At 72.0% G+C, this 17,902-nt stretch carries 18 protein-coding genes; 16 read left to right on the plus strand and 2 right to left on the minus strand.

The features are described from left to right. The first annotated feature begins 138 nt into the window (after window positions 1-138). Entirely contained in the window at window positions 139-753 is a 615-nt protein-coding gene (rpsD, locus tag ACZ4VK_RS21435) for a 30S ribosomal protein S4 (protein WP_015032311.1), read from the plus strand. Between the two features lie 10 nt (window positions 754-763). On the opposite strand, the gene ACZ4VK_RS21440 is transcribed toward rpsD, so the two are convergent. After that, window positions 764-2,938: an ATP-binding protein gene (locus tag ACZ4VK_RS21440; protein ID WP_468354159.1), complete on the minus strand. Its 2,175-nt coding sequence runs from the start codon at window positions 2,936-2,938 to the stop codon at window positions 764-766. A 158-nt stretch (window positions 2,939-3,096) separates the two neighbouring features. On the opposite strand from ACZ4VK_RS21440, the gene ACZ4VK_RS21445 reads away from it, so the two are divergent. The 15 genes from ACZ4VK_RS21445 to nusB all read left to right on the plus strand — a co-directional run bounded on the left by ACZ4VK_RS21445 (window position 3,097) and on the right by nusB (window position 17,029). Then, window positions 3,097-3,534, plus strand: coding sequence for a DUF948 domain-containing protein (locus tag ACZ4VK_RS21445; RefSeq protein WP_468354161.1), 438 nt, complete (start codon window positions 3,097-3,099; stop codon window positions 3,532-3,534). Window positions 3,535-3,540: 6 nt separating this feature from the next. Beyond that, window positions 3,541-3,888: a DUF6167 family protein gene (locus ACZ4VK_RS21450; RefSeq protein WP_468354163.1), complete on the plus strand. Its 348-nt coding sequence runs from the start codon at window positions 3,541-3,543 to the stop codon at window positions 3,886-3,888. Next, window positions 3,888-6,572 (plus strand): alanine--tRNA ligase, encoded by a 2,685-nt coding sequence (alaS, locus tag ACZ4VK_RS21455; protein WP_468354165.1) that lies wholly within the window; start codon window positions 3,888-3,890, stop codon window positions 6,570-6,572. The genes ACZ4VK_RS21450 and alaS overlap by 1 nt, the downstream gene beginning before the upstream one ends. Window positions 6,573-6,574: 2 nt before the next feature. Then, a complete protein-coding gene (gene ruvX / locus ACZ4VK_RS21460; protein WP_468354351.1) occupies window positions 6,575-7,039 on the plus strand; it encodes a Holliday junction resolvase RuvX in 465 nt (154 codons plus the stop codon). 102 nt (window positions 7,040-7,141) lie between these two features. After that, window positions 7,142-8,929: an endolytic transglycosylase MltG gene (gene mltG, locus ACZ4VK_RS21465; protein ID WP_468354167.1), complete on the plus strand. Its 1,788-nt coding sequence runs from the start codon at window positions 7,142-7,144 to the stop codon at window positions 8,927-8,929. Further along, on the plus strand, window positions 8,910-9,749 hold the full coding sequence (locus tag ACZ4VK_RS21470) for a shikimate dehydrogenase (RefSeq protein WP_468354169.1): 840 nt from the start codon (window positions 8,910-8,912) through the stop codon (window positions 9,747-9,749). The genes mltG and ACZ4VK_RS21470 overlap by 20 nt, the downstream gene beginning before the upstream one ends. Window positions 9,750-9,814: 65 nt before the next feature. Beyond that, window positions 9,815-10,084 (plus strand): hypothetical protein, encoded by a 270-nt coding sequence (locus ACZ4VK_RS21475; protein ID WP_468354171.1) that lies wholly within the window; start codon window positions 9,815-9,817, stop codon window positions 10,082-10,084. Between the two features lie 114 nt (window positions 10,085-10,198). After that, window positions 10,199-11,383, plus strand: coding sequence for a chorismate synthase (gene aroC, locus ACZ4VK_RS21480; protein ID WP_389685048.1), 1,185 nt, complete (start codon window positions 10,199-10,201; stop codon window positions 11,381-11,383). Further along, on the plus strand, window positions 11,380-11,901 hold the full coding sequence (locus tag ACZ4VK_RS21485; protein WP_468354173.1) for a shikimate kinase: 522 nt from the start codon (window positions 11,380-11,382) through the stop codon (window positions 11,899-11,901). Before aroC ends, ACZ4VK_RS21485 begins: the two co-directional genes overlap by 4 nt. Then, window positions 11,898-12,995, plus strand: a complete 1,098-nt coding sequence (gene aroB, locus ACZ4VK_RS21490; RefSeq protein ID WP_468354175.1) for a 3-dehydroquinate synthase — start codon at window positions 11,898-11,900, stop codon at window positions 12,993-12,995. Before ACZ4VK_RS21485 ends, aroB begins: the two co-directional genes overlap by 4 nt. Next, window positions 12,992-13,438, plus strand: coding sequence for a type II 3-dehydroquinate dehydratase (aroQ, locus tag ACZ4VK_RS21495; RefSeq protein WP_468354177.1), 447 nt, complete (start codon window positions 12,992-12,994; stop codon window positions 13,436-13,438). The genes aroB and aroQ overlap by 4 nt, the downstream gene beginning before the upstream one ends. Window positions 13,439-13,939: 501 nt before the next feature. Beyond that, a complete protein-coding gene (locus ACZ4VK_RS21500; RefSeq protein WP_468354353.1) occupies window positions 13,940-14,791 on the plus strand; it encodes an AAA family ATPase in 852 nt (283 codons plus the stop codon). A 69-nt stretch (window positions 14,792-14,860) separates the two neighbouring features. Then, window positions 14,861-15,973, plus strand: coding sequence for an aminopeptidase P family protein (locus tag ACZ4VK_RS21505; RefSeq protein ID WP_468354179.1), 1,113 nt, complete (start codon window positions 14,861-14,863; stop codon window positions 15,971-15,973). 49 nt (window positions 15,974-16,022) lie between these two features. Continuing rightward, a complete protein-coding gene (efp, locus tag ACZ4VK_RS21510) occupies window positions 16,023-16,589 on the plus strand; it encodes an elongation factor P (protein WP_365787516.1) in 567 nt (188 codons plus the stop codon). Between the two features lie 2 nt (window positions 16,590-16,591). Continuing rightward, the gene (nusB, locus tag ACZ4VK_RS21515; protein WP_468354182.1) at window positions 16,592-17,029 is read left to right on the plus strand and encodes a transcription antitermination factor NusB; all 438 of its coding nucleotides are present in this window, start codon (window positions 16,592-16,594) and stop codon (window positions 17,027-17,029) included. A gap of 189 nt (window positions 17,030-17,218) precedes the next feature. Here the strand turns inward: nusB and bldD are convergent, their stop codons facing one another. Beyond that, on the minus strand, window positions 17,219-17,719 hold the full coding sequence (gene bldD / locus ACZ4VK_RS21520; RefSeq protein ID WP_015032294.1) for a transcriptional regulator BldD: 501 nt from the start codon (window positions 17,717-17,719) through the stop codon (window positions 17,219-17,221). Window positions 17,720-17,902 lie beyond the last annotated feature (183 nt).

Genomic DNA, 17,902 nt, shown 5'->3' on the forward strand with positions numbered 1-17,902 from the left:
TGCTGCACGTATGTGCCCAGACCTGGGAGCGGCTGCCCGGCAGGTCCGTCCCGTACGGACCCGGCGGGTTTCCCGGCTGCGGATGCGACCTCCCCTAACCCTGGTGAAGCCGTTTCGTACCAGTAGAGAGGTTGGTTCATGCCGAACCAGTCCCGTCCCAAGGTCAAGAAGTCGCGTGCCCTCGGCATCGCGCTGACCCCGAAGGCCGTCAAGTACTTCGAGGCCCGCCCCTACCCGCCGGGCGAGCACGGCCGTGGCCGCAAGCAGAACTCGGACTACAAGGTCCGTCTGCTCGAGAAGCAGCGTCTGCGCGCCCAGTACGACATCAGCGAGCGCCAGATGGCGCGCGCCTACGACCGTGCCAAGAAGGCCGAGGGCAAGACGGGCGAGGCGCTGGTCGTCGAGCTCGAGCGTCGCCTCGACGCCCTGGTCCTGCGTTCGGGCATCGCCCGCACCATCTACCAGGCCCGTCAGATGGTCGTCCACGGCCACATCCAGGTCAACGGTGGCAAGGTCGACAAGCCGTCGTTCCGTGTCCGTCCCGACGACGTCGTGATGGTCCGCGAGCGCAGCCGCACCAAGCCGCTGTTCGAGATGGCCCGCGAGGGTGGCTTCGCCGCCGACGGCGAGACCCCGCGCTACCTGCAGGTCAACCTGAAGGCCCTGGCCTTCCGCCTCGACCGCGACCCGAACCGCAAGGAAATCCCGGTCATCTGCGACGAGCAGCTGGTCGTCGAGTACTACGCCCGCTGATCCAGGCGTACTACCGCGGTTCACGGCCCGCCGCTTCCCCGCCCTTTCCGGTGGGGGAGCCGGCGGGCTTCCGCGTTCCCGGGACTGCCGACGACCCCGCCGTACGGAAGGGGCGCGGGGCGGACGGCTCCGCCCGGCCGCCGACGGCCGGACTCCGGCCGGCCGCGAGCGCGCGCTCCACCGCCTCCGCGGCCGAGAGCCCCTGCCCCTCCCGGAACGCGGCGCCGTACGCCTCCGCCCCCAGCGCCTCCTCCGCCTGTTGCGCGCAGAGCGACCTCGGCCCGTCGAAGGCCTCCGAGCCGAAGAGCCGGACACCCACCGTGTCCCACACCGGCACCGTCGCCCCCTGGAGCACCGCCGCCTCCACCGGGTCGCCCTCGCTCACCGTCACCAGCGCGAGGACCTCGATCGCGAGCACGAGCCCGACCAGGTCGCGGAAGGTGTGGTTGATGAGGACGCACTCGGTGAGCAGCTCCCGCGCCTCCCCGTACGCGCCCCGCGTCCACGCCGAGTACGCCAGTACGTAGAGGGCGTACGCCCGGGTCCACAGCTCGCCCCGCTCCTCGCAGATCTCCCGGACCTCCCGGCACAGGACGACCGCCCCCTCCAGGTCGCCCCTGAAGGCCCGCGCCATCGCCACCTCGACCTGCCCCATCAGCACGTTGCTGTTGAGCTCGCCGAGCTCCCGGTACGCGTCGAGCGCCCGCCCGATCAGCTCCTCGGCCCGCGCCATGTCGTCGGTGAGCAGCGCGAGACAGCCCATCCGGTGCGTCGCGTACGCCTCCGCCAGGGCGTTCCCCGAGGACCTCGCCCGCTCCCCGCACTCGTGGAGCGCGGCCACCGCCGCCGTACCGTCCCCCTGGAGCACCGCCACGTACCCGAGCACCCACAGCGCCTTCAGCCGCGCCTCCTCGTGCCCGGACTCGAGCGCGAGCGCCCGCTCCAGCCAGTGCCGTCCCTCCGCCAGACGCCCGCAGCCCACCCACGCGAACCACAGGGTGCCCGCCAGGTGCTGGGCGAGATGGGTGTCCTCCGGGCGTTCGAGACACAGGTCGAGGGCGGCTCGCAGATGGGGCAGCGCCGCCTCCGTGAGGGCCGCCACCTCCGGCTGGCGCGGGCTGAACCACTCCAGCTCGCACCAGGTGGCCAGGCCCATGTACCAGTCGCGGTGCCGCCGCCGCATCCGCTCCGTGTCGCCGAGCGCCGCAAGCCACTCCGCCCCGTACGCGGCGACCGTGTCGAGCATCCGGTACGCGGGACCTGCGGGGGAGTCCTCCCGGGTGAGCAGCGACTGCGCGAGCAGCCCGCCGAGCAGCTCGAGGATCCGCTCCGGCGGCAGCTCCCGGCCCCCGCACACGTACTCCACCGCGTCCAGGTCGAAGGGGCCGGGGAACACCGAGAGCCGCGCCCAGAGGAGCCGCTCCTCCGGTGTGCACAGCTCATGGCTCCAGCCGATGGCCGTGCGCAGGGTCTGATGGCGGGGGAGTGCCCCGCGTTCGCCGTCCGTGAGCAGCCGGAAGCGGTCGTCGAGGCGGCACAGCATCTGCTCGACGGAGAGGAGGGGGAGCCGTCCGGCCGCCAGCTCCAGGGCGAGCGGAATCCCGTCGAGCCGCCGGCACAGCTCGCGTGCGGTGTCCTCACCGGCCGGGAGAGCGGGAGCGCCGGCCTCCGCGGCCCGCTCCGCGAGGAGTGTCAGCGCGTCGGCGTCGCCAAGTGGCGCGAGGGGGAACACGGCCTCGCCCGCCACCCGCAGCGGCCGGCGGCCGACCGCGAGGACGGCGAGCCCGGGAGCGTGCGCGAGGATCTCCCGTACCAGGGGAGCGCAGTGCTCCACGAGGTGCTCGAATCCGTCCACGACGAGCAGCAGCCGCCGCTCCGCGAGGTGGTCGAGGAGCACCTCGCGCGGGGCCCTGTGGGTGTGGTCGGTCAGGCCGAGCGCCTCGGCCAGGGCGTGCTCGATGAGGCCCGGGTCGCGCAGCGGCGCGAGCTCGGCGAGCCTGACCCCGTCGCCGTAGCGTTTCTGCGCTCGCGCGGCAGCCCGCAGCGCGAGTCGGGTCTTGCCCACCCCGCCCACGCCGACCACCGTGACCAGGCGCGATTCTTCGAGGAGCGCCGCCAGTGCGGCCTGCTCGGCGGCCCGGCCGACGAACCGGTTCAGCTCCGCCGGGAGATTGCTGCGTCGCATGGGACACGGAGCGTACTCATCCACACGCTCTCCGTACAATCGGTTCCTGTGAGCCCCGCGGTACGGGCGGTAATGCGGTACGGCGGGACAGCCCGGGCGCGATAGGGTCGGGGAACGACTTTTCGCAAGGGCCCAACGACAGCAGAGAGCGGTGCAGCGTGACCGGTGGAGAGGTTGCCGGGATCCTGGTGGCCGTCTTCTGGGCGATCCTGGTCTCCTTCCTCGCCGTGGTGCTGGTGAGGCTGGCGCAGACGCTCAGGGCGACCACCCGGCTGGTGGCGGACGTGACCGAGCAGGCCGTTCCCCTGCTCGCCGACGCCTCGGCGACCGTGCGCTCCGCGCAGACCCAGCTCGAGCGGGTCGACGCGATCGCCTCGGACGTCCAGGAGGTCACCTCCAACGCCTCCGCGCTCTCCTCCACCGTCGCCACCGCCTTCGGCGGCCCCCTCGTCAAGGTCGCCGCCTTCGGCTACGGCGTGCGCAAGGCGCTGGGCCGGGGCGGGGACGGCGAGGACGTGCCGCGCGCCTCCTCGCGACGTACTGTGATCGTCGGCCGTACCGTGCCGTCCTCGCGACGCCGGAAGCAGAAGGGCTGAGCCGCGATGTTCCGCCGCACGTTCTGGTTCACGGCCGGCGCAGCCGCCGGCGTGTGGGCCACCACCAAGGTCAACCGGAAGCTGAAGCAGCTGACCCCCGAGAGCCTCGCGGCCCAGGCGGCGGACAAGGCGATCGAAGCGGGCCACCGTCTCAAGGACTTCGCCCTCGACGTGAGGGCGGGCATGGTCCAGCGGGAGGCCGAACTGGGCGAGGCGCTCGGCCTCGAGGCGGCCGACGATCAGGACCGTGAGCTTCCGCCGCCCCGCCGCAGGGCCGCGCTCGACCCCTCCGCGCGCCCGACCACCACGTATTCAATCCCCACGATCTCGTACAACCGGAATGAGGACCACTGATGGAGTCGGCTGAAATCCGCCGCCGCTGGCTGAGCTTCTTCGAGGAGCGCGGGCACACCGTCGTCCCTTCGGCGTCGCTCATCGCGGACGACCCGACTCTGCTGCTCGTCCCCGCCGGCATGGTGCCCTTCAAGCCCTACTTCCTGGGCGAGGTCAAGCCGCCCTTCACGCGCGCGTCCAGCGTGCAGAAGTGCGTGCGCACGCCCGACATCGAAGAGGTCGGCAAGACCACCCGCCACGGCACGTTCTTCCAGATGTGCGGCAACTTCTCCTTCGGCGACTACTTCAAGGAAGGCGCCATCAAGCTCGCCTGGGAGCTGCTGACCACCTCGGTGGCGCACGGCGGCTACGGGCTTGACCCGGAGAAGCTCTGGATCACCGTCTACCAGGAGGACGACGAGGCCGAGCAGATCTGGCGCGACGTCGTCGGCGTCCCCGCCGAGCGCATCCAGCGCCTCGGCAAGAAGGACAACTACTGGTCGATGGGCGTCCCCGGCCCCTGCGGCCCGTGCTCCGAGATCAACTACGACCGCGGCCCCGAGTTCGGCGTCGAGGGCGGCCCGGCCGTCAACGACGAGCGGTACGTGGAGATCTGGAACCTGGTCTTCATGCAGTACGAGCGCGGCGAGGGCACCGGGAAGGACGACTTCCCGATCCTCGGCGAGCTGCCGTCGAAGAACATCGACACGGGCCTCGGCCTCGAGCGCCTGGCGATGATCCTCCAGGGCGTCCAGAACATGTACGAGACGGACACCCTCCAGGTCGTCATCGACAAGGCCACCGAGCTCACCGGCGTCGCCTACGGCAAGGCCCACGACAGCGACGTCTCGCTGCGCGTGGTCGCCGACCACATGCGCACCTCCGTGATGCTCATCGGTGACGGCGTCACCCCGGGCAACGAGGGCCGCGGCTACGTCCTGCGCCGCATCATGCGCCGCGCCGTCCGCAACATGCGCCTGCTCGGCGCCACCGGTCCGGTCGTCCAGGAGCTCGTGGACACCGTGATCAACACGATGGGCGAGCAGTACCCGGAGCTCGTCACCGACCGCAGGCGCATCGAGACCGTCGCCCTCGCCGAAGAGGCCGCCTTCCTCAAGGCCCTCAAGGGCGGCACGAACATCCTCGACACCGCCGTCACCGAGACCAAGGCCGCCGGCGGCACGGTCCTCTCCGGCGACAAGGCGTTCCTGCTCCACGACACCTGGGGCTTCCCGATCGACCTCACCCTGGAGATGGCCTCCGAGCAGGGCCTCTCCGTGGACGAGGACGGCTTCCGCCGTCTGATGAAGGAACAGCGGGAGCGCGCCAAGGCCGACGCCAAGGCCAAGAAGACCGGTCACGCCGACATGACGGCGTACCGGGAGATCGCCGACGGCAACGGCGCCACCGAGTTCACCGGCTACACCAACACCGAGGGCGAGACCACGGTCGTCGGTCTCCTCGTCAACGGTGTCCCCTCGCCGGCCGCCTCCGAGGGCGACGAGGTCGAGGTCGTCCTCGACCGCACCCCGTTCTACGCCGAGGGCGGCGGTCAGATCGCCGACCAGGGCCGGATCAAGCTGCACAGCGGCGCCGTCATCGAGATCCGCGACGTCCAGCAGCCGGTCCCCGGCGTCTCCGTCCACAAGGGCTCCGTGCAGGTCGGTGAGGTGACCGTGGGCGCCACCGCCTACGCCGCCATCGACGTGCGCCGCCGCCGGGCCATCGCCCGCGCCCACTCGGCCACCCACCTGACCCACCAGGCGCTGCGCGACGCCCTCGGCCCGACGGCCGCCCAGGCCGGTTCCGAGAACCAGCCCGGCCGCTTCCGCTTCGACTTCGGTTCGCCGAACGCCGTCCCCGGCGCCGTCCTCACCGACGTCGAGCAGAAGATCAACGAGGTCCTCTCGCGCGAGCTGGAGGTCCACGCCGAGGTCATGCCGATCGACGAGGCCAAGCGCCAGGGCGCCATCGCCGAGTTCGGCGAGAAGTACGGCGAGAAGGTGCGCGTCGTCACCATCGGCGACTTCTCCAAGGAGCTGTGCGGCGGTACGCACGTCCACAACACCGCCCAGCTGGGCCTGGTGAAGCTCCTCGGCGAGTCCTCCATCGGCTCCGGCGTGCGCCGTATCGAGGCCCTCGTCGGCGTCGACGCGTACAACTTCCTCGCCAGGGAGCACACGGTCGTCGCCCAGCTCCAGGAGCTGGTCAAGGGCCGCCCCGAAGAGCTGCCGGAGAAGATCTCCGCCATGCTCGGCAAGCTGAAGGACGCCGAGAAGGAGATCGAGAAGTTCCGCGCGGAGAAGGTTCTCCAGGCCGCCGCCGGTCTCGTCGACTCCGCCCGGGACATCCGCGGTGTCGCCCTCGTGACCGGCCAGGTCCCGGACGGCACCGGCGCCGACGACCTGCGCAGGCTGGTCCTGGACGTGCGCAGCCGACTGGATCAATTGTCGGGGGCCTCCGACCGTCCGACGGTCGTGGCCCTGTTCACCACGGTGGGCGGCAAGCCGCTGACGGTCATCGCCACCAACGAGGCCGCCCGCGAGCGCGGTCTCAAGGCCGGCGAGCTGGTCCGCACGGCTGCCAAGACCCTCGGTGGCGGTGGCGGCGGCAAGCCGGACGTCGCCCAGGGCGGCGGTCAGAACCCGGAGGCCATCGGCGAGGCCGTCGCCGCCGTCGAGCGCCTCGTGACGGAGACGGCGTGACGATGCGCCGCGGCCGCCGACTCGCGGTCGACGTCGGGGACGCCCGGATCGGGGTCGCCTCGTGCGACCCCGACGGGGTCCTCGCCACGCCGGTGGAGACCGTGCCGGGACGTGACGTCCGGGCCGCCCACCGGCGGCTCCGCCAGATCGTCGAGGAGTACGAGCCGATCGAGGTCGTCGTGGGCCTGCCCCGCTCGCTCAACGGGCGGGAGGGTCCGGCCGCGACCAAGGTCCGCGCCTTCGCCGGGGAGCTGGCGCGGGGGATCGCCCCCGTGCCCGTCCGTCTGGTCGACGAGCGGATGACGACCGTGACCGCCACGCAGGGCCTGCGGGCCTCGGGGGTGAAGGCGAAGAAGGGGCGGTCCGTCATCGATCAGGCCGCCGCTGTGATCATCCTGCAGAACGCTCTTGAGTCCGAACGGGTATCAGGTAATCCGCCCGGTGAGGGCGTCGAAGTGGTCATCTGATCGCGATACGGTAACGTTCCGCGCGATGCGGCGGTGTTCGAACAGCTGCCGCACTACGTAGAGGCGGATCGTCCGGAAGCCTCGCGGCTGTTTTGGGGATCGATGACTGAGTATGGCCGGAGCCCCGGCTCCGAACCGTGGCACCCCGGGGACCCGCTCTACGGGGACCAGGGGTGGGAGGGCCAGCAGCAGCAGTACCCGCACCCGCAGCAGGCGAGCCAGTACGGGCATGACGGCCAGGGCTACCAGGACCCGTACGGGCAGGGCGGCCAGGGGTACGAGGGAGACCCGTACCAGCAGCAGCACGCGCAGCAGCAGTACGAGCAGCAGCAGTACGAGCAGCCGCAGCAGCAGGGATACGCCGATCCGCAGTACCAGCAGCAGGCGCCCCAGCCTCAGCAGCAATACCAGCAGGCGTACGAGCAGCAGCAGTACGAGACGGGGTACCAGGGCGGTTACGACGGTTACGACACGCCCGGGCACCTCGGACAGCAGTACGACGGCGGCTGGGAGTCCGGCCAGGCGGCGATGGCCTACAGCGCGCCCCCGGCCGATCCGTACGGCGGTCAGAACCCCGACCTCTACGGCACCCCCGAGGCGTACCCCCCGCCCCAGCCTCCCGGCCACCGGCAGAACCCGCCGGAGCCGGTGATCGACTGGGCGCCGGAGGAGGAGACCCGCCCGGAGCCGGAGGAGGAGAAGCACCCCTTCTTCACCGGCGACGACCGGGACGACGAGTACGAGGACGAGCCCGGCCCCGGCCGAGGCTCGCGCGGCGACGACCGCGAACGCCGCAGCAAGGCGAAGAAACGCAAAGGCAAGAACGGCGTGGCCTGCCTGGTCGTCGCGCTCGTCCTTGCGGGCGGCGTCGGCGGCGTCGGCTACTTCGGGTACCAGTTCTGGCAGGGCCAGTTCGGTGAGGCGCCGGACTACGCCGGCGGCGGCACCGGCGAGATCCAGGTCGAGATCCCGAAGGGCGCCCTCGGGACCGAGATCGGCAACATCCTCAAGAAGGCCGGCGTGGTCAAGAGCGTCGACGCCTTCGTGTCGGCGCAGCAGAAGAACCCCAAGGGCAACGCCATCCAGGACGGCGTCTTCACGCTCAAGAAGGAGATGTCGGCGGAGAGCGCGGTCGCGCTGATGCTGAACCCGGCGAGCCAGACCAACTTCGTCATCCCCGAGGGCAAGCGGAACACCTGGGTGTACGACACCCTCGACAAGCGCCTCGACCTCAAGCCGGGCACCACCAAGGAGATCGCCCGCGCGAAGGCGGACTCGCTCGGCCTGCCCGACTGGGCCAGGAACCACGCCGACGTCAAGGACCCGCTGGAAGGATTCCTCTTCCCGGCGAGCTACCCGGTCGCCAAGAACAGCAAGCCGGAGGACGCGCTCCGCAAGATGGTGTCCCGCGCGAACCAGGAGTACGCGAAGCTGGACCTGGACGCGAAGGCGCAGGAGCTGGGCGTCAAGGGACCGTGGGAGCTCGTCACGGTCGCGAGCCTGGTGCAGGCGGAGGGCAAGACGCACGACGACTTCCGCAAGATGTCCGAGGTCGTCTACAACCGTCTCCAGCCCGACAACCGGGAGACCTACCAGCTGCTCCAGTTCGACTCGACCCTCAACTACCTGAAGGGTCAGAGCGAGATCAAGATCTCCGAGAAGGAGACCCGCACCAACACCGACCCGTACAACACGTACAAGCACAAGGGACTGCCGCCGGGGCCGATCGGCAACCCGGGTAACGAGGCGCTGGCCGCCATGCTCAGCCCCACGACCGACGGCTGGATCTACTTCGTGGCCACGGACGGCATGAGCAAGACGGAGTTCGCCAAGACCCATGCCGAGTTCCTCAAGCTGAAGGACAAGTTCAATGCCAGCACGAACCAGTGAGACGCGCCGCGCGGCCGTCCTCGGTTCGCCGATCGCCCACTCGCTCTCCCCGGTCCTGCACCGGGCCGCGTACGCGGAACTCGGCCTCGACGACTGGTCGTACGACCGCTTCGAGGTCGACGAGGCCGGGCTGCCCGGCTTCGTGGGCGAGCTGGACGACAGCTGGGCCGGGCTCTCGCTGACCATGCCGCTCAAGCGGGCGATCATCCCGCTGCTCGACGAGATCAGCGACACGGCCGCGTCCGTGGAGGCCGTCAACACCGTCGTCCTCCGTGAGGACGGGCGGCGGGTCGGCGACAACACCGACATCCCCGGCATGATCGCCGCCCTGCGCGAGCGGAACGTCGAGAAGGTGGAGTCCGCGGCGATCCTCGGCGCCGGCGCCACCGCCTCCTCCGCGCTCGCCGCGCTCGCCCGGATCTGTGCGGGGCCCGTCACCGCGTACGTACGGAGCGAGGCGCGCGCCGAGGAGATGCGCGGCTGGGGCGAGCGGCTCGGCGTGGACGTGCGTACCGCCGCGTGGGACGACGCGGCGGAGGCCTTCGCCGCGCCGCTGGTCGTCGCGACCACCCCCGCCGGGACGACGAACGCCCTGGCGAGCGCCGTCCCCGACACCGTCGGCACGCTCTTCGACGTCCTGTACGACCCCTGGCCGACGGCGCTCGCCGCCACCTGGTCGGAGCGTGGCGGCAAGGTGGTCGGCGGCCTCGACCTCCTCGTCCACCAGGCCGTCCTCCAGGTCGAACAGATGACGGGCGTCCCCAGGGCGCCGCTGGCGGCGATGCGGACGGCGGGGGAACGGGCGCTGGCCGCCCGATAGGTCGGAGCCCGTGCCGAGGAGACCGGCACGGGAAGCAGGATGAACACGGGGGAGTACGAGGAAACATGGGCGGGGCGACAGAGCTGGCGTCGAAGTGGGACGTGGGCGTCGATGTGGTGCGCTTTCTCTGGGTGGGGTTCTTCAGCTCCCTGCCCGCATGGGCGCGCTACACGGTGCTCGCCCTCTTCGGCCTGACCTTGGCGTACGGCTTCCTCTCCTGGCTGCGGAACCGCTCGGCCTCCGCCCGGGAGACCGAGGGGACCGGCGAGGAGCACGAAGAGACCGCCCCGGAGGACGACGAGACCGTCCAGGAGAACGGGACGCGCGTCCGATAGCTGGACCGGGGACCGAGTGGGCGCCCCGGACGTGGGAGGATCGGGGGTGGCGGGCCAGGGCCGCGCACCCGGTCGCGCCGTCGCAGTGCCCAGGCGCGAGCATGAGGAGCATCGTTGAGCAGGTTGCGTTGGCTGACCGCTGGGGAATCCCACGGACCCGCGCTGGTCGCGACACTGGAGGGTCTTCCCGCCGGCGTCCCGGTCACCACTGAGCTGGTGGCGGACCACCTCGCGCGGCGGCGTCTCGGCTATGGGCGCGGCGCCCGCATGAAGTTCGAGCAGGACGAGATCACCTTCCTCGGCGGCGTCCGCCACGGGCTCTCCCTCGGTTCCCCGATCGCCGTCATGGTCGGCAACACCGAGTGGCCCAAGTGGGAGAAGGTCATGTCGGCCGATCCGGTCGACCCCTCGGAGCTCAAGGAGACGGGCCGCAACGCGCCCCTGACCCGGCCCCGGCCCGGCCACGCCGACCTCGCCGGCATGCAGAAGTACGGCTTCGACGAGGCCCGGCCGATCCTGGAGCGCGCCAGCGCCCGGGAGACCGCCGCACGGGTCGCCCTCGGCGCCGTCGCCCGCTCCTTCCTCAAGGAGGCCGCGGGCATCGAGATCGTCTCGCACGTCGTCGAGCTGGCCGCCGCCAAGGCGCCGTACGGCGTCTACCCGACCCCCGCCGACGTCGAGAAGCTCGACGCCGACCCGGTCCGCTGCCTCGACGCCGACGCGTCGAAGGCGATGGTCGCCGAGATCGACCAGGCCCACAAGGACGGCGACACCCTCGGCGGCGTCGTCGAGGTCCTCGCGTACGGCGTGCCCGTCGGCCTCGGCTCGCACGTCCACTGGGACCGGCGCCTCGACGCCCGGCTCGCCGCCGCGCTCATGGGCATCCAGGCCATCAAGGGCGTCGAGGTCGGCGACGGCTTCGACCTCGCCCGCGTGCCCGGCTCCCAGGCCCACGACGAGATCGTGAAGACCGACGAGGGCCTCCGGCGCACCTCCGGCCGCTCCGGCGGCACCGAGGGCGGTCTGACCACCGGTGAGCTGCTGCGCGTCCGCGCCGCGATGAAGCCCATCGCGACCGTCCCGCGCGCCCTCGCCACCGTCGACGTCGTCACGGGCGAGGCCACCCAGGCCCACCACCAGCGCTCCGACGTGTGTGCCGTCCCCGCCGCCGGCATCGTCGCCGAGGCCATGGTGGCGCTGGTCCTCGCGGACGCCGTCGTCGAGAAGTTCGGCGGCGACAGCGTCCCCGAGACCCGCCGCAACGTGCGGTCGTACCTCGACAACCTGACCATCCGGTGACCGCCGGCCCCCTGGTCGTCCTCGTCGGGCCGATGGGCTCCGGCAAGTCCACGGTGGGCGCGCTCCTTGCCGAACGGCTCGGCGCGCCCTACCGGGACACCGACGCCGACATCGTCGCCGCCGAGGGACGCGAGATCTCCGACATCTTCGTCGAGGACGGCGAGGACCACTTCCGCGCCCTGGAACGGGCCGCCGTCGCCGCGGCCGTCGCCGAGCACGAGGGCGTCCTCGCCCTCGGCGGCGGCGCCGTCCTCGACGCCGGAACCCGCGCCCTGCTCGCCGGCCTGCCCGTCGCGTACCTCTCGATGGACGTCGACGAGGCGGTCCGGCGCGTCGGCCTCAACACCGCCCGGCCGCTGCTCGCCGTCAACCCGCGCCGACAGTGGCGCGAGCTGATGGAGGCACGCCGCCATCTGTACACCGAAGTCGCGCGGGCCGTCGTCACCACCGACGACCGCACTCCCGAAGAGGTCGCGGACGCGGTCCTCGCGGCACTGGATCTGAAGAAGGACGCATGACGACGGACCAGGAAGTCACCCGTATCCAGGTCGCGGGCAGCGCGGGCACGGATCCGTACGAGGTGCTGGTCGGCCGGCAGCTGCTCGGTGAGCTCCCGGCCCTGATCGGCACCCAGGCCAAGCGGGTCGCCGTGATCCACCCGGAGGCGCTCGCCGACACGGGCGAGGCGCTCCGCGCCGACCTCGCCGACCAGGGGTACGAGGCGGTCGCCATCCAGGTGCCGAACGCCGAGGAGGCCAAGACCGTCGAGGTCGCCGCCTACTGCTGGAAGGCGCTCGGACAGACCGGCTTCACCCGCAGCGACGTGATCGTGGGCGTCGGCGGCGGCGCCACCACCGACCTGGCCGGCTTCGTGGCCGCGACCTGGCTGCGGGGCGTGCGCTGGATCGCCGTACCGACCACCGTGCTCGCCATGGTCGACGCGGCCGTCGGCGGCAAGACGGGCATCAACACCGCCGAGGGCAAGAACCTCGTCGGCGCCTTCCACCCGCCCGCCGGGGTCCTCTGCGACCTGGCGGCCCTCGACTCGCTGCCGGTGCACGACTACGTCAGCGGGCTCGCGGAGATCATCAAGGCCGGCTTCATCGTCGACCCGGTGATCCTCGACCTCATCGAGGAGGACCCGGAGGCCGCCCGCACCCCGGCCGGTCCGCACACCGCCGAGCTGCTCGTCCGTTCGATCAAGGTGAAGGCGGAGGTCGTCTCCGGCGACCTCAAGGAGTCCGGCCGCCGCGAGATCCTCAACTACGGCCACACCCTCGCCCACGCCATCGAGAAGAACGAGCGGTACAAGTGGCGTCACGGCGCCGCCGTCTCCGTCGGCATGGTCTTCGCCGCCGAGCTCGGCCGGCTCGCCGGGCGCCTCGACGACGCCACCGCCGACCGGCACCGCTCGATCCTGGAGTCCGTCGGCCTGCCGCTCACCTACCGCGGCGACCAGTGGCCCAAGCTCCTGGAGACCATGCGGGTGGACAAGAAGTCCCGCGGCGACCTGCTGCGCTTCATCGTCCTCGACGGGATCGGCAAGCCGACCGTCCTGGAGGGCCCCGACCCGGCGGTCCTGATCGCGGCGTACGGCGAGGTGTCGGCGTGAGCGAACCGCGTCCGGTTCTGGTGCTCAACGGCCCCAACCTGGGCCGGCTCGGCTCCCGCGAGCCCGACATCTACGGCGCCACCTCGTACAGGGGGCTCGTCGAGTCCTGCCGCACCCTCGGCGCGGAGCTCGGCTTCGACGTCGAGGTGCGGGAGACGAACGACGAGGGCGAGATGATCCGCTGGCTCCACGAGGCGGCGGACGCCTCGACGCCGGTGGTCATCAACCCGGGGGCGTTCACGCACTACTCGTACGGGATGCGGGACGCGGCCGCTCAGCGGACCGCCCCGCTGATCGAGGTCCACATCTCGAACCCGTACGCCCGCGAGGAGTTCCGGCACACCTCGGTCGTCGCGGCGGTGGCGACCGGGACGGTCGCCGGGTTCGGGATCGGTTCCTACCGGCTGGCGCTGCGGGCGCTCGCCGAGGAACTGGCCGACTGACAGGGCACCAGGAGACGTCCCCGGCCGTTCCCCCTGTGGGGGCCGGGGACGGTAACGTTCCGGCGTCACCGCATACATCAGGCGTACGAGACGGAGTGGCACCGGATGCAGCACGCAGTGGGGGGTCCGCTGCCACCGCCCGAGCGATCGGGCCAGGCGCCGGGCGAGAGCCCTGCCCAGGGCCACGGCCCTGTCCCCGGCCGACCCGGCCCGGATCTCGGCCGGGGGCCCGGTCCGGGCCAGGCTGCCGGCCCCGGCCAAGGGTTTGGCTCCGGCCCCGGCCAAGGGCTTGGCCCCGGCCCCGGCCCCGGCCCCGGCCAAGGGCTCGGCTCCGGCCCCGGCCAAGGGCTCGGCTCCGGCCAGGGCCCGGGCGCCGGCCGGGCTCCCGGCGTCGGCCAGGCTTCCGGGCCCGGCCAAGCCCCCGGCTCCGGCCAAGCCCCCGGCTCCGGCCAGCCCCCCGCCCCCCGGGCGGAAGGCGGCCCCGTCGGCGTACCGCCGCTCCTGCCGCCGCCTCCCTCGGGTGCCCCCCAGCAAGGCCCGTCGGCCGGGCCCCGGCTCGGGGTGCATCCGACCGTGCGGGCCGGGGGCCCCAGGCCTCCGCACGCGGCCCCCTCCGCGCCCCCCGCGCAGCCGGGAGCGCCCGGCTGGGGCGGCCCCGGAGCAGTACCGCCGCACCCCGGCGCGTCGCAGTACCCCTCCGGCGGTCCCCACCGCGCGGACCCCACCGGTCATGTGCCGCTGCCGCCCGTGAGCGCCCCGCTCGCGGCCTCCGTGGAGCACGGCGCCGGTACGGGCACGGCGACCCTCGCCGTGCTGCTCATCGGCCCCGCGGGCGCCGGCAAGACGACCGTGGCCCGGCACTGGGCGCAGCGCCGCCGCGTGCCCACCGCGCACATCAGCCTCGACGACGTGCGCGAGTGGGTCTGCTCCGGCTTCGCCGACCCGCAGTCCGGGTGGAACGAGCACTCCGAGGCCCAGTACCGGCTCGCCCGCCGCACCTGCGGCTTCGCCGCGCGCAACTTCCTCGCCAACGGCATCTCCTGCATCGTCGACGACGCCGTCTTCCCCGACCGGCCCGTGGTCGGCCTCGGCGGCTGGAAGCGCCATGTCGGCCCCGGCCTGCTGCCCGTGGTGCTCCTGCCCGGTCTGGAGATCGTCCTGGAGCGCAACGCCGAGCGCAGCGGCAACCGGCGCCTCTCGGACGAGGAGGTCGCCGCCATCCACGGCCGGATGGCCGGCTGGTACGGCTCGGGTCTGCCGATCATCGACAACTCCACGTACGACGTCGAGACCACCGCCCGGGTCCTCGACGACGTCCTGGCACGCGCGATAGCCAGCCCGCCCACCTGGTGACCCCGTCCGGGACTCCCGGACGGCCGTCCTGAACAGGCCGCGTCGGCGCGCTCCTCGTACGCTCGGAGCATGTCAGAGGTGTATGCGGACCGCCGTGTACGGCTGCGCGACCGGTGCGCCGCCGCGGGCAGCCCGGCGGCCCTGGTCTCCCGCCCCGCCAACGTCCGCTATCTCGCGGGCGGTTCGCCCGCAGGCGCCGTCCTCCTCGTCGGTCCTGAGCCGGACGCGGACGTCCTGCTCTGCCCCGTCGCCCCCGGCGCCGAGCCGGCCGACGGACGGCTCGACGAGCTGCTCCGCCGGCAGGTCCAGCCCGTCGGCGGCGGTGATCCGGCCGTCGCCGCGGTCGACCTGGCCCGCCGGACGGGCGCCGACGCCCTCGCGGTCGAGGAACACGACCTGACCGTGGCCCGGCACCGGGCCATGGGCTCCGTCGCGCCCGGACTCCGCCTCACCGACCTCGCCTGTGCCGTCGAACAGCTCAGGATCGTCAAGGACGAGGACGAGATCGCCTGCCTGCGGATCGCCGCCGAGATCGCCGACCAGGCGCTCGGGGAGCTCCTCGAGTCGATCCTGGTGGGGCGGACCGAGCGCCATCTCGCCCTGGAGCTGGAGCGGCGGCTCGTCGACCACGGTGCCGACGGGGCCGCCTTCCCCACCACGGTGGCGACCGGCGCGCACTCCGGGCGGCGCGGGCACCGGCCCACCGACCGCCGGGTCGAGGAGGGTGATTTCCTCTCCGTCTGCCTCGGCGCCGACTACCGCGGCTACCGGTGCGAGATCGGCCGGACCTTCGTCATCGGCACGACCCCGGCCGACTGGCAGATCGAGCTGTACGAGCTCGTCTTCGCCGCTCAGCGGGCCGGACGGGAGTCCCTCGTACCCGGCGCGGAGTACCGGGACGTGGACCGGGCGGCCCGCCAGATCCTGGACGCGGCGGGGCACGCGGAGGCCGCCGTACCCCTCACCGGGCACGGGGTCGGGCTCGAAATCGACGAGGACCCGCAGCTCTCACCCTCGGCCATGGGTAAACTGGACGCTTGTGTGCCGGTCACCGTCGAACCGGGGGTCCACCTCCCGGGCCGGGGCGGGGTCCGGATCGACGACACGCTCGTCGTGCGCCAGGAGGCGGACGGCGGACCCGAGCTACTCACCATCACGACCAAGGAGCTGCTCGCGCTGTGAGGCGCGTACGCCTCCGTGGTCCCACGTCAGTCCAGGAGATTCCGCAACCGTGGCTTCCACGAACGACCTCAAGAACGGCATGGTGCTCAAGCTCGAAGGCGGCCAGCTCTGGTCCGTCATCGAGTTCCAGCACGTCAAGCCCGGCAAGGGCCCGGCCTTCGTGCGCACCAAGCTCAAGAACGTGCTGTCCGGCAAGGTCGTCGACAAGACCTTCAACGCCGGCGTGAAGGTCGACACGGCCACCATCGACCGCCGCGACATGCAGTTCTCCTACATGGATGGCGACTACTTCGTCTTCATGGACATGGAGACGTACGACCAGCTGATGGTCGAGCGCAAGGCTGTCGGCGACACCGCCAACTTCCTCATCGAGGGCTTCACCGCCTCCGTCGCCCAGCACGAGGGCGAGGTGCTCTACGTCGAGCTCCCGGCCGCCGTCGAGCTGACGATCGAGCACACCGACCCGGGCGTCCAGGGCGACCGCTCCACCGGCGGCACCAAGCCGGCCAAGCTGGAGACGGGTTACGAGATGCAGGTCCCGCTCTTCATCACCACCGGTGAGAAGGTCAAGGTCGACACCCGCGACGGCAGCTACCTCGGCCGGGTGAACAAGTAACCGTGGCCGCTCGGAGCAAGGCACGCAAGCGCGCCTTCCAGATCCTCTTCGAGGCGGACCAGCGTGGTGCCTCCGTCCAGGAGGTTCTCGCGGACCAGATCCGGCACGCGCGGTCGGACGACCGTCAGCCGCCGGTGAACGACTTCACCATGCAGCTGGTCGAGGGCTACGCGTCCCACGTGGCGCGGATCGACGAGCTCATCGCGACCTACGCGGTGGACTGGGACCTCGACCGGATGCCCGTCGCCGACCGGAACATCGTGCGCCTCGGGGCGTACGAGCTGATCTGGGAGGACGGGACGCCGGACGCGGTCGCGATCGACGAGGCGGTGCAGCTCGCCAAGGAGTTCTCCACGGACGAGTCCCCGACCTTCGTCAACGGTCTGCTCGCGCGCTTCAAGGACTTGAAGCCGCGTCTGCGCCGGGACGCCGACGCCTGAGCCGCCTGGGCCGTCTGAGTCCTCAGACGTCACCGGCGGCCGAAGGGGCCCGCAGCACTCGTGCTGCGGGCCCCTTCGGCGTTCCCGTGGCGCAGCGGGGACGGGTGGTGCGAAAAGCACCGGGCCCGTGAACGTCGGATGACGTCCACGGGCCCGGCGGTACGTTTCTGCTGGGACCCCGGAAGGGGGTCAGTTCTCCTCGTGGGCGACCGCGCGGCGCGCGTCCGCGTCGAGGACGCCCCAGCTGATCAGCTGCTCGGTGAGGACCGAGGGCGACTGGTCGTAGATGACGGCGAGGGTGCGCAGGTCGTCCTGACGGATCGACAGCACCTTGCCGTTGTAGTCGCCGCGCTGCGACTGGATCGTCGCCGCGTAGCGCTGGAGCGGGCCGGCCTTCTCCTGCGGGACGTGGGCGAGACGCTCCAGGTCGAGGACGAGCTTCGGCGGCGGCTCGGCGGCCCCGCCCGGGGTCGTGCCCGGCAGGAGCTCCTGCACCGGCACCCCGTAGAAGTCGGCCAGCTCGGCAAGACGCTGCACGGTCACCGCGCGGTCGCCGCGCTCGTACGAGCCGACCACGACGGCCTTCCAGCGGCCCTGGGACTTCTCCTCCACCCCGTGGAGCGAGAGACCCTGCTGGGTGCGGATGGCACGGAGTTTGGCCCCGAGCTGCTTTGCGTATTCGCTGGACATAACGCTCCCGGACGCTGTGACGACATGCGGCTGCGCCGCGCGGCTGGTAACTCACTGTGAGGTTACGCAGCGTTACTCTTTCCCGTCAAGCCGAACGGTCCGTACCGCCCCCTCCCGGGGGACCGCGCCCGGAGTGGCGCCAGGGGTGCGGGGGAGGCCCCCGTCCACCCCTGGTATCGTTGA

The organism is Streptomyces sp. NPDC028711 (genome assembly GCF_055565415.1).

What these genes read in the sequence shown, in the direction of transcription:
- rpsD (WP_015032311.1), top strand. Translation starts at nt 139, where the DNA reads ATGCCGAACCAGTCCCGTCCCAAGGTCAAGAAGTCGCGTGCCCTCGGC.
- ACZ4VK_RS21440 (WP_468354159.1), bottom strand. Translation starts at nt 2,938, where the DNA reads ATGCGACGCAGCAATCTCCCGGCGGAGCTGAACCGGTTCGTCGGCCGG.
- ACZ4VK_RS21450 (WP_468354163.1), top strand. Translation starts at nt 3,541, where the DNA reads ATGTTCCGCCGCACGTTCTGGTTCACGGCCGGCGCAGCCGCCGGCGTG.
- alaS (WP_468354165.1), top strand. Translation starts at nt 3,888, where the DNA reads ATGGAGTCGGCTGAAATCCGCCGCCGCTGGCTGAGCTTCTTCGAGGAG.
- ruvX (WP_468354351.1), top strand. Translation starts at nt 6,575, where the DNA reads ATGCGCCGCGGCCGCCGACTCGCGGTCGACGTCGGGGACGCCCGGATC.
- mltG (WP_468354167.1), top strand. Translation starts at nt 7,142, where the DNA reads ATGACTGAGTATGGCCGGAGCCCCGGCTCCGAACCGTGGCACCCCGGG.
- ACZ4VK_RS21470 (WP_468354169.1), top strand. Translation starts at nt 8,910, where the DNA reads ATGCCAGCACGAACCAGTGAGACGCGCCGCGCGGCCGTCCTCGGTTCG.
- ACZ4VK_RS21475 (WP_468354171.1), top strand. Translation starts at nt 9,815, where the DNA reads ATGGGCGGGGCGACAGAGCTGGCGTCGAAGTGGGACGTGGGCGTCGAT.
- aroB (WP_468354175.1), top strand. Translation starts at nt 11,898, where the DNA reads ATGACGACGGACCAGGAAGTCACCCGTATCCAGGTCGCGGGCAGCGCG.
- ACZ4VK_RS21505 (WP_468354179.1), top strand. Translation starts at nt 14,861, where the DNA reads ATGTCAGAGGTGTATGCGGACCGCCGTGTACGGCTGCGCGACCGGTGC.
- bldD (WP_015032294.1), bottom strand. Translation starts at nt 17,719, where the DNA reads ATGTCCAGCGAATACGCAAAGCAGCTCGGGGCCAAACTCCGTGCCATC.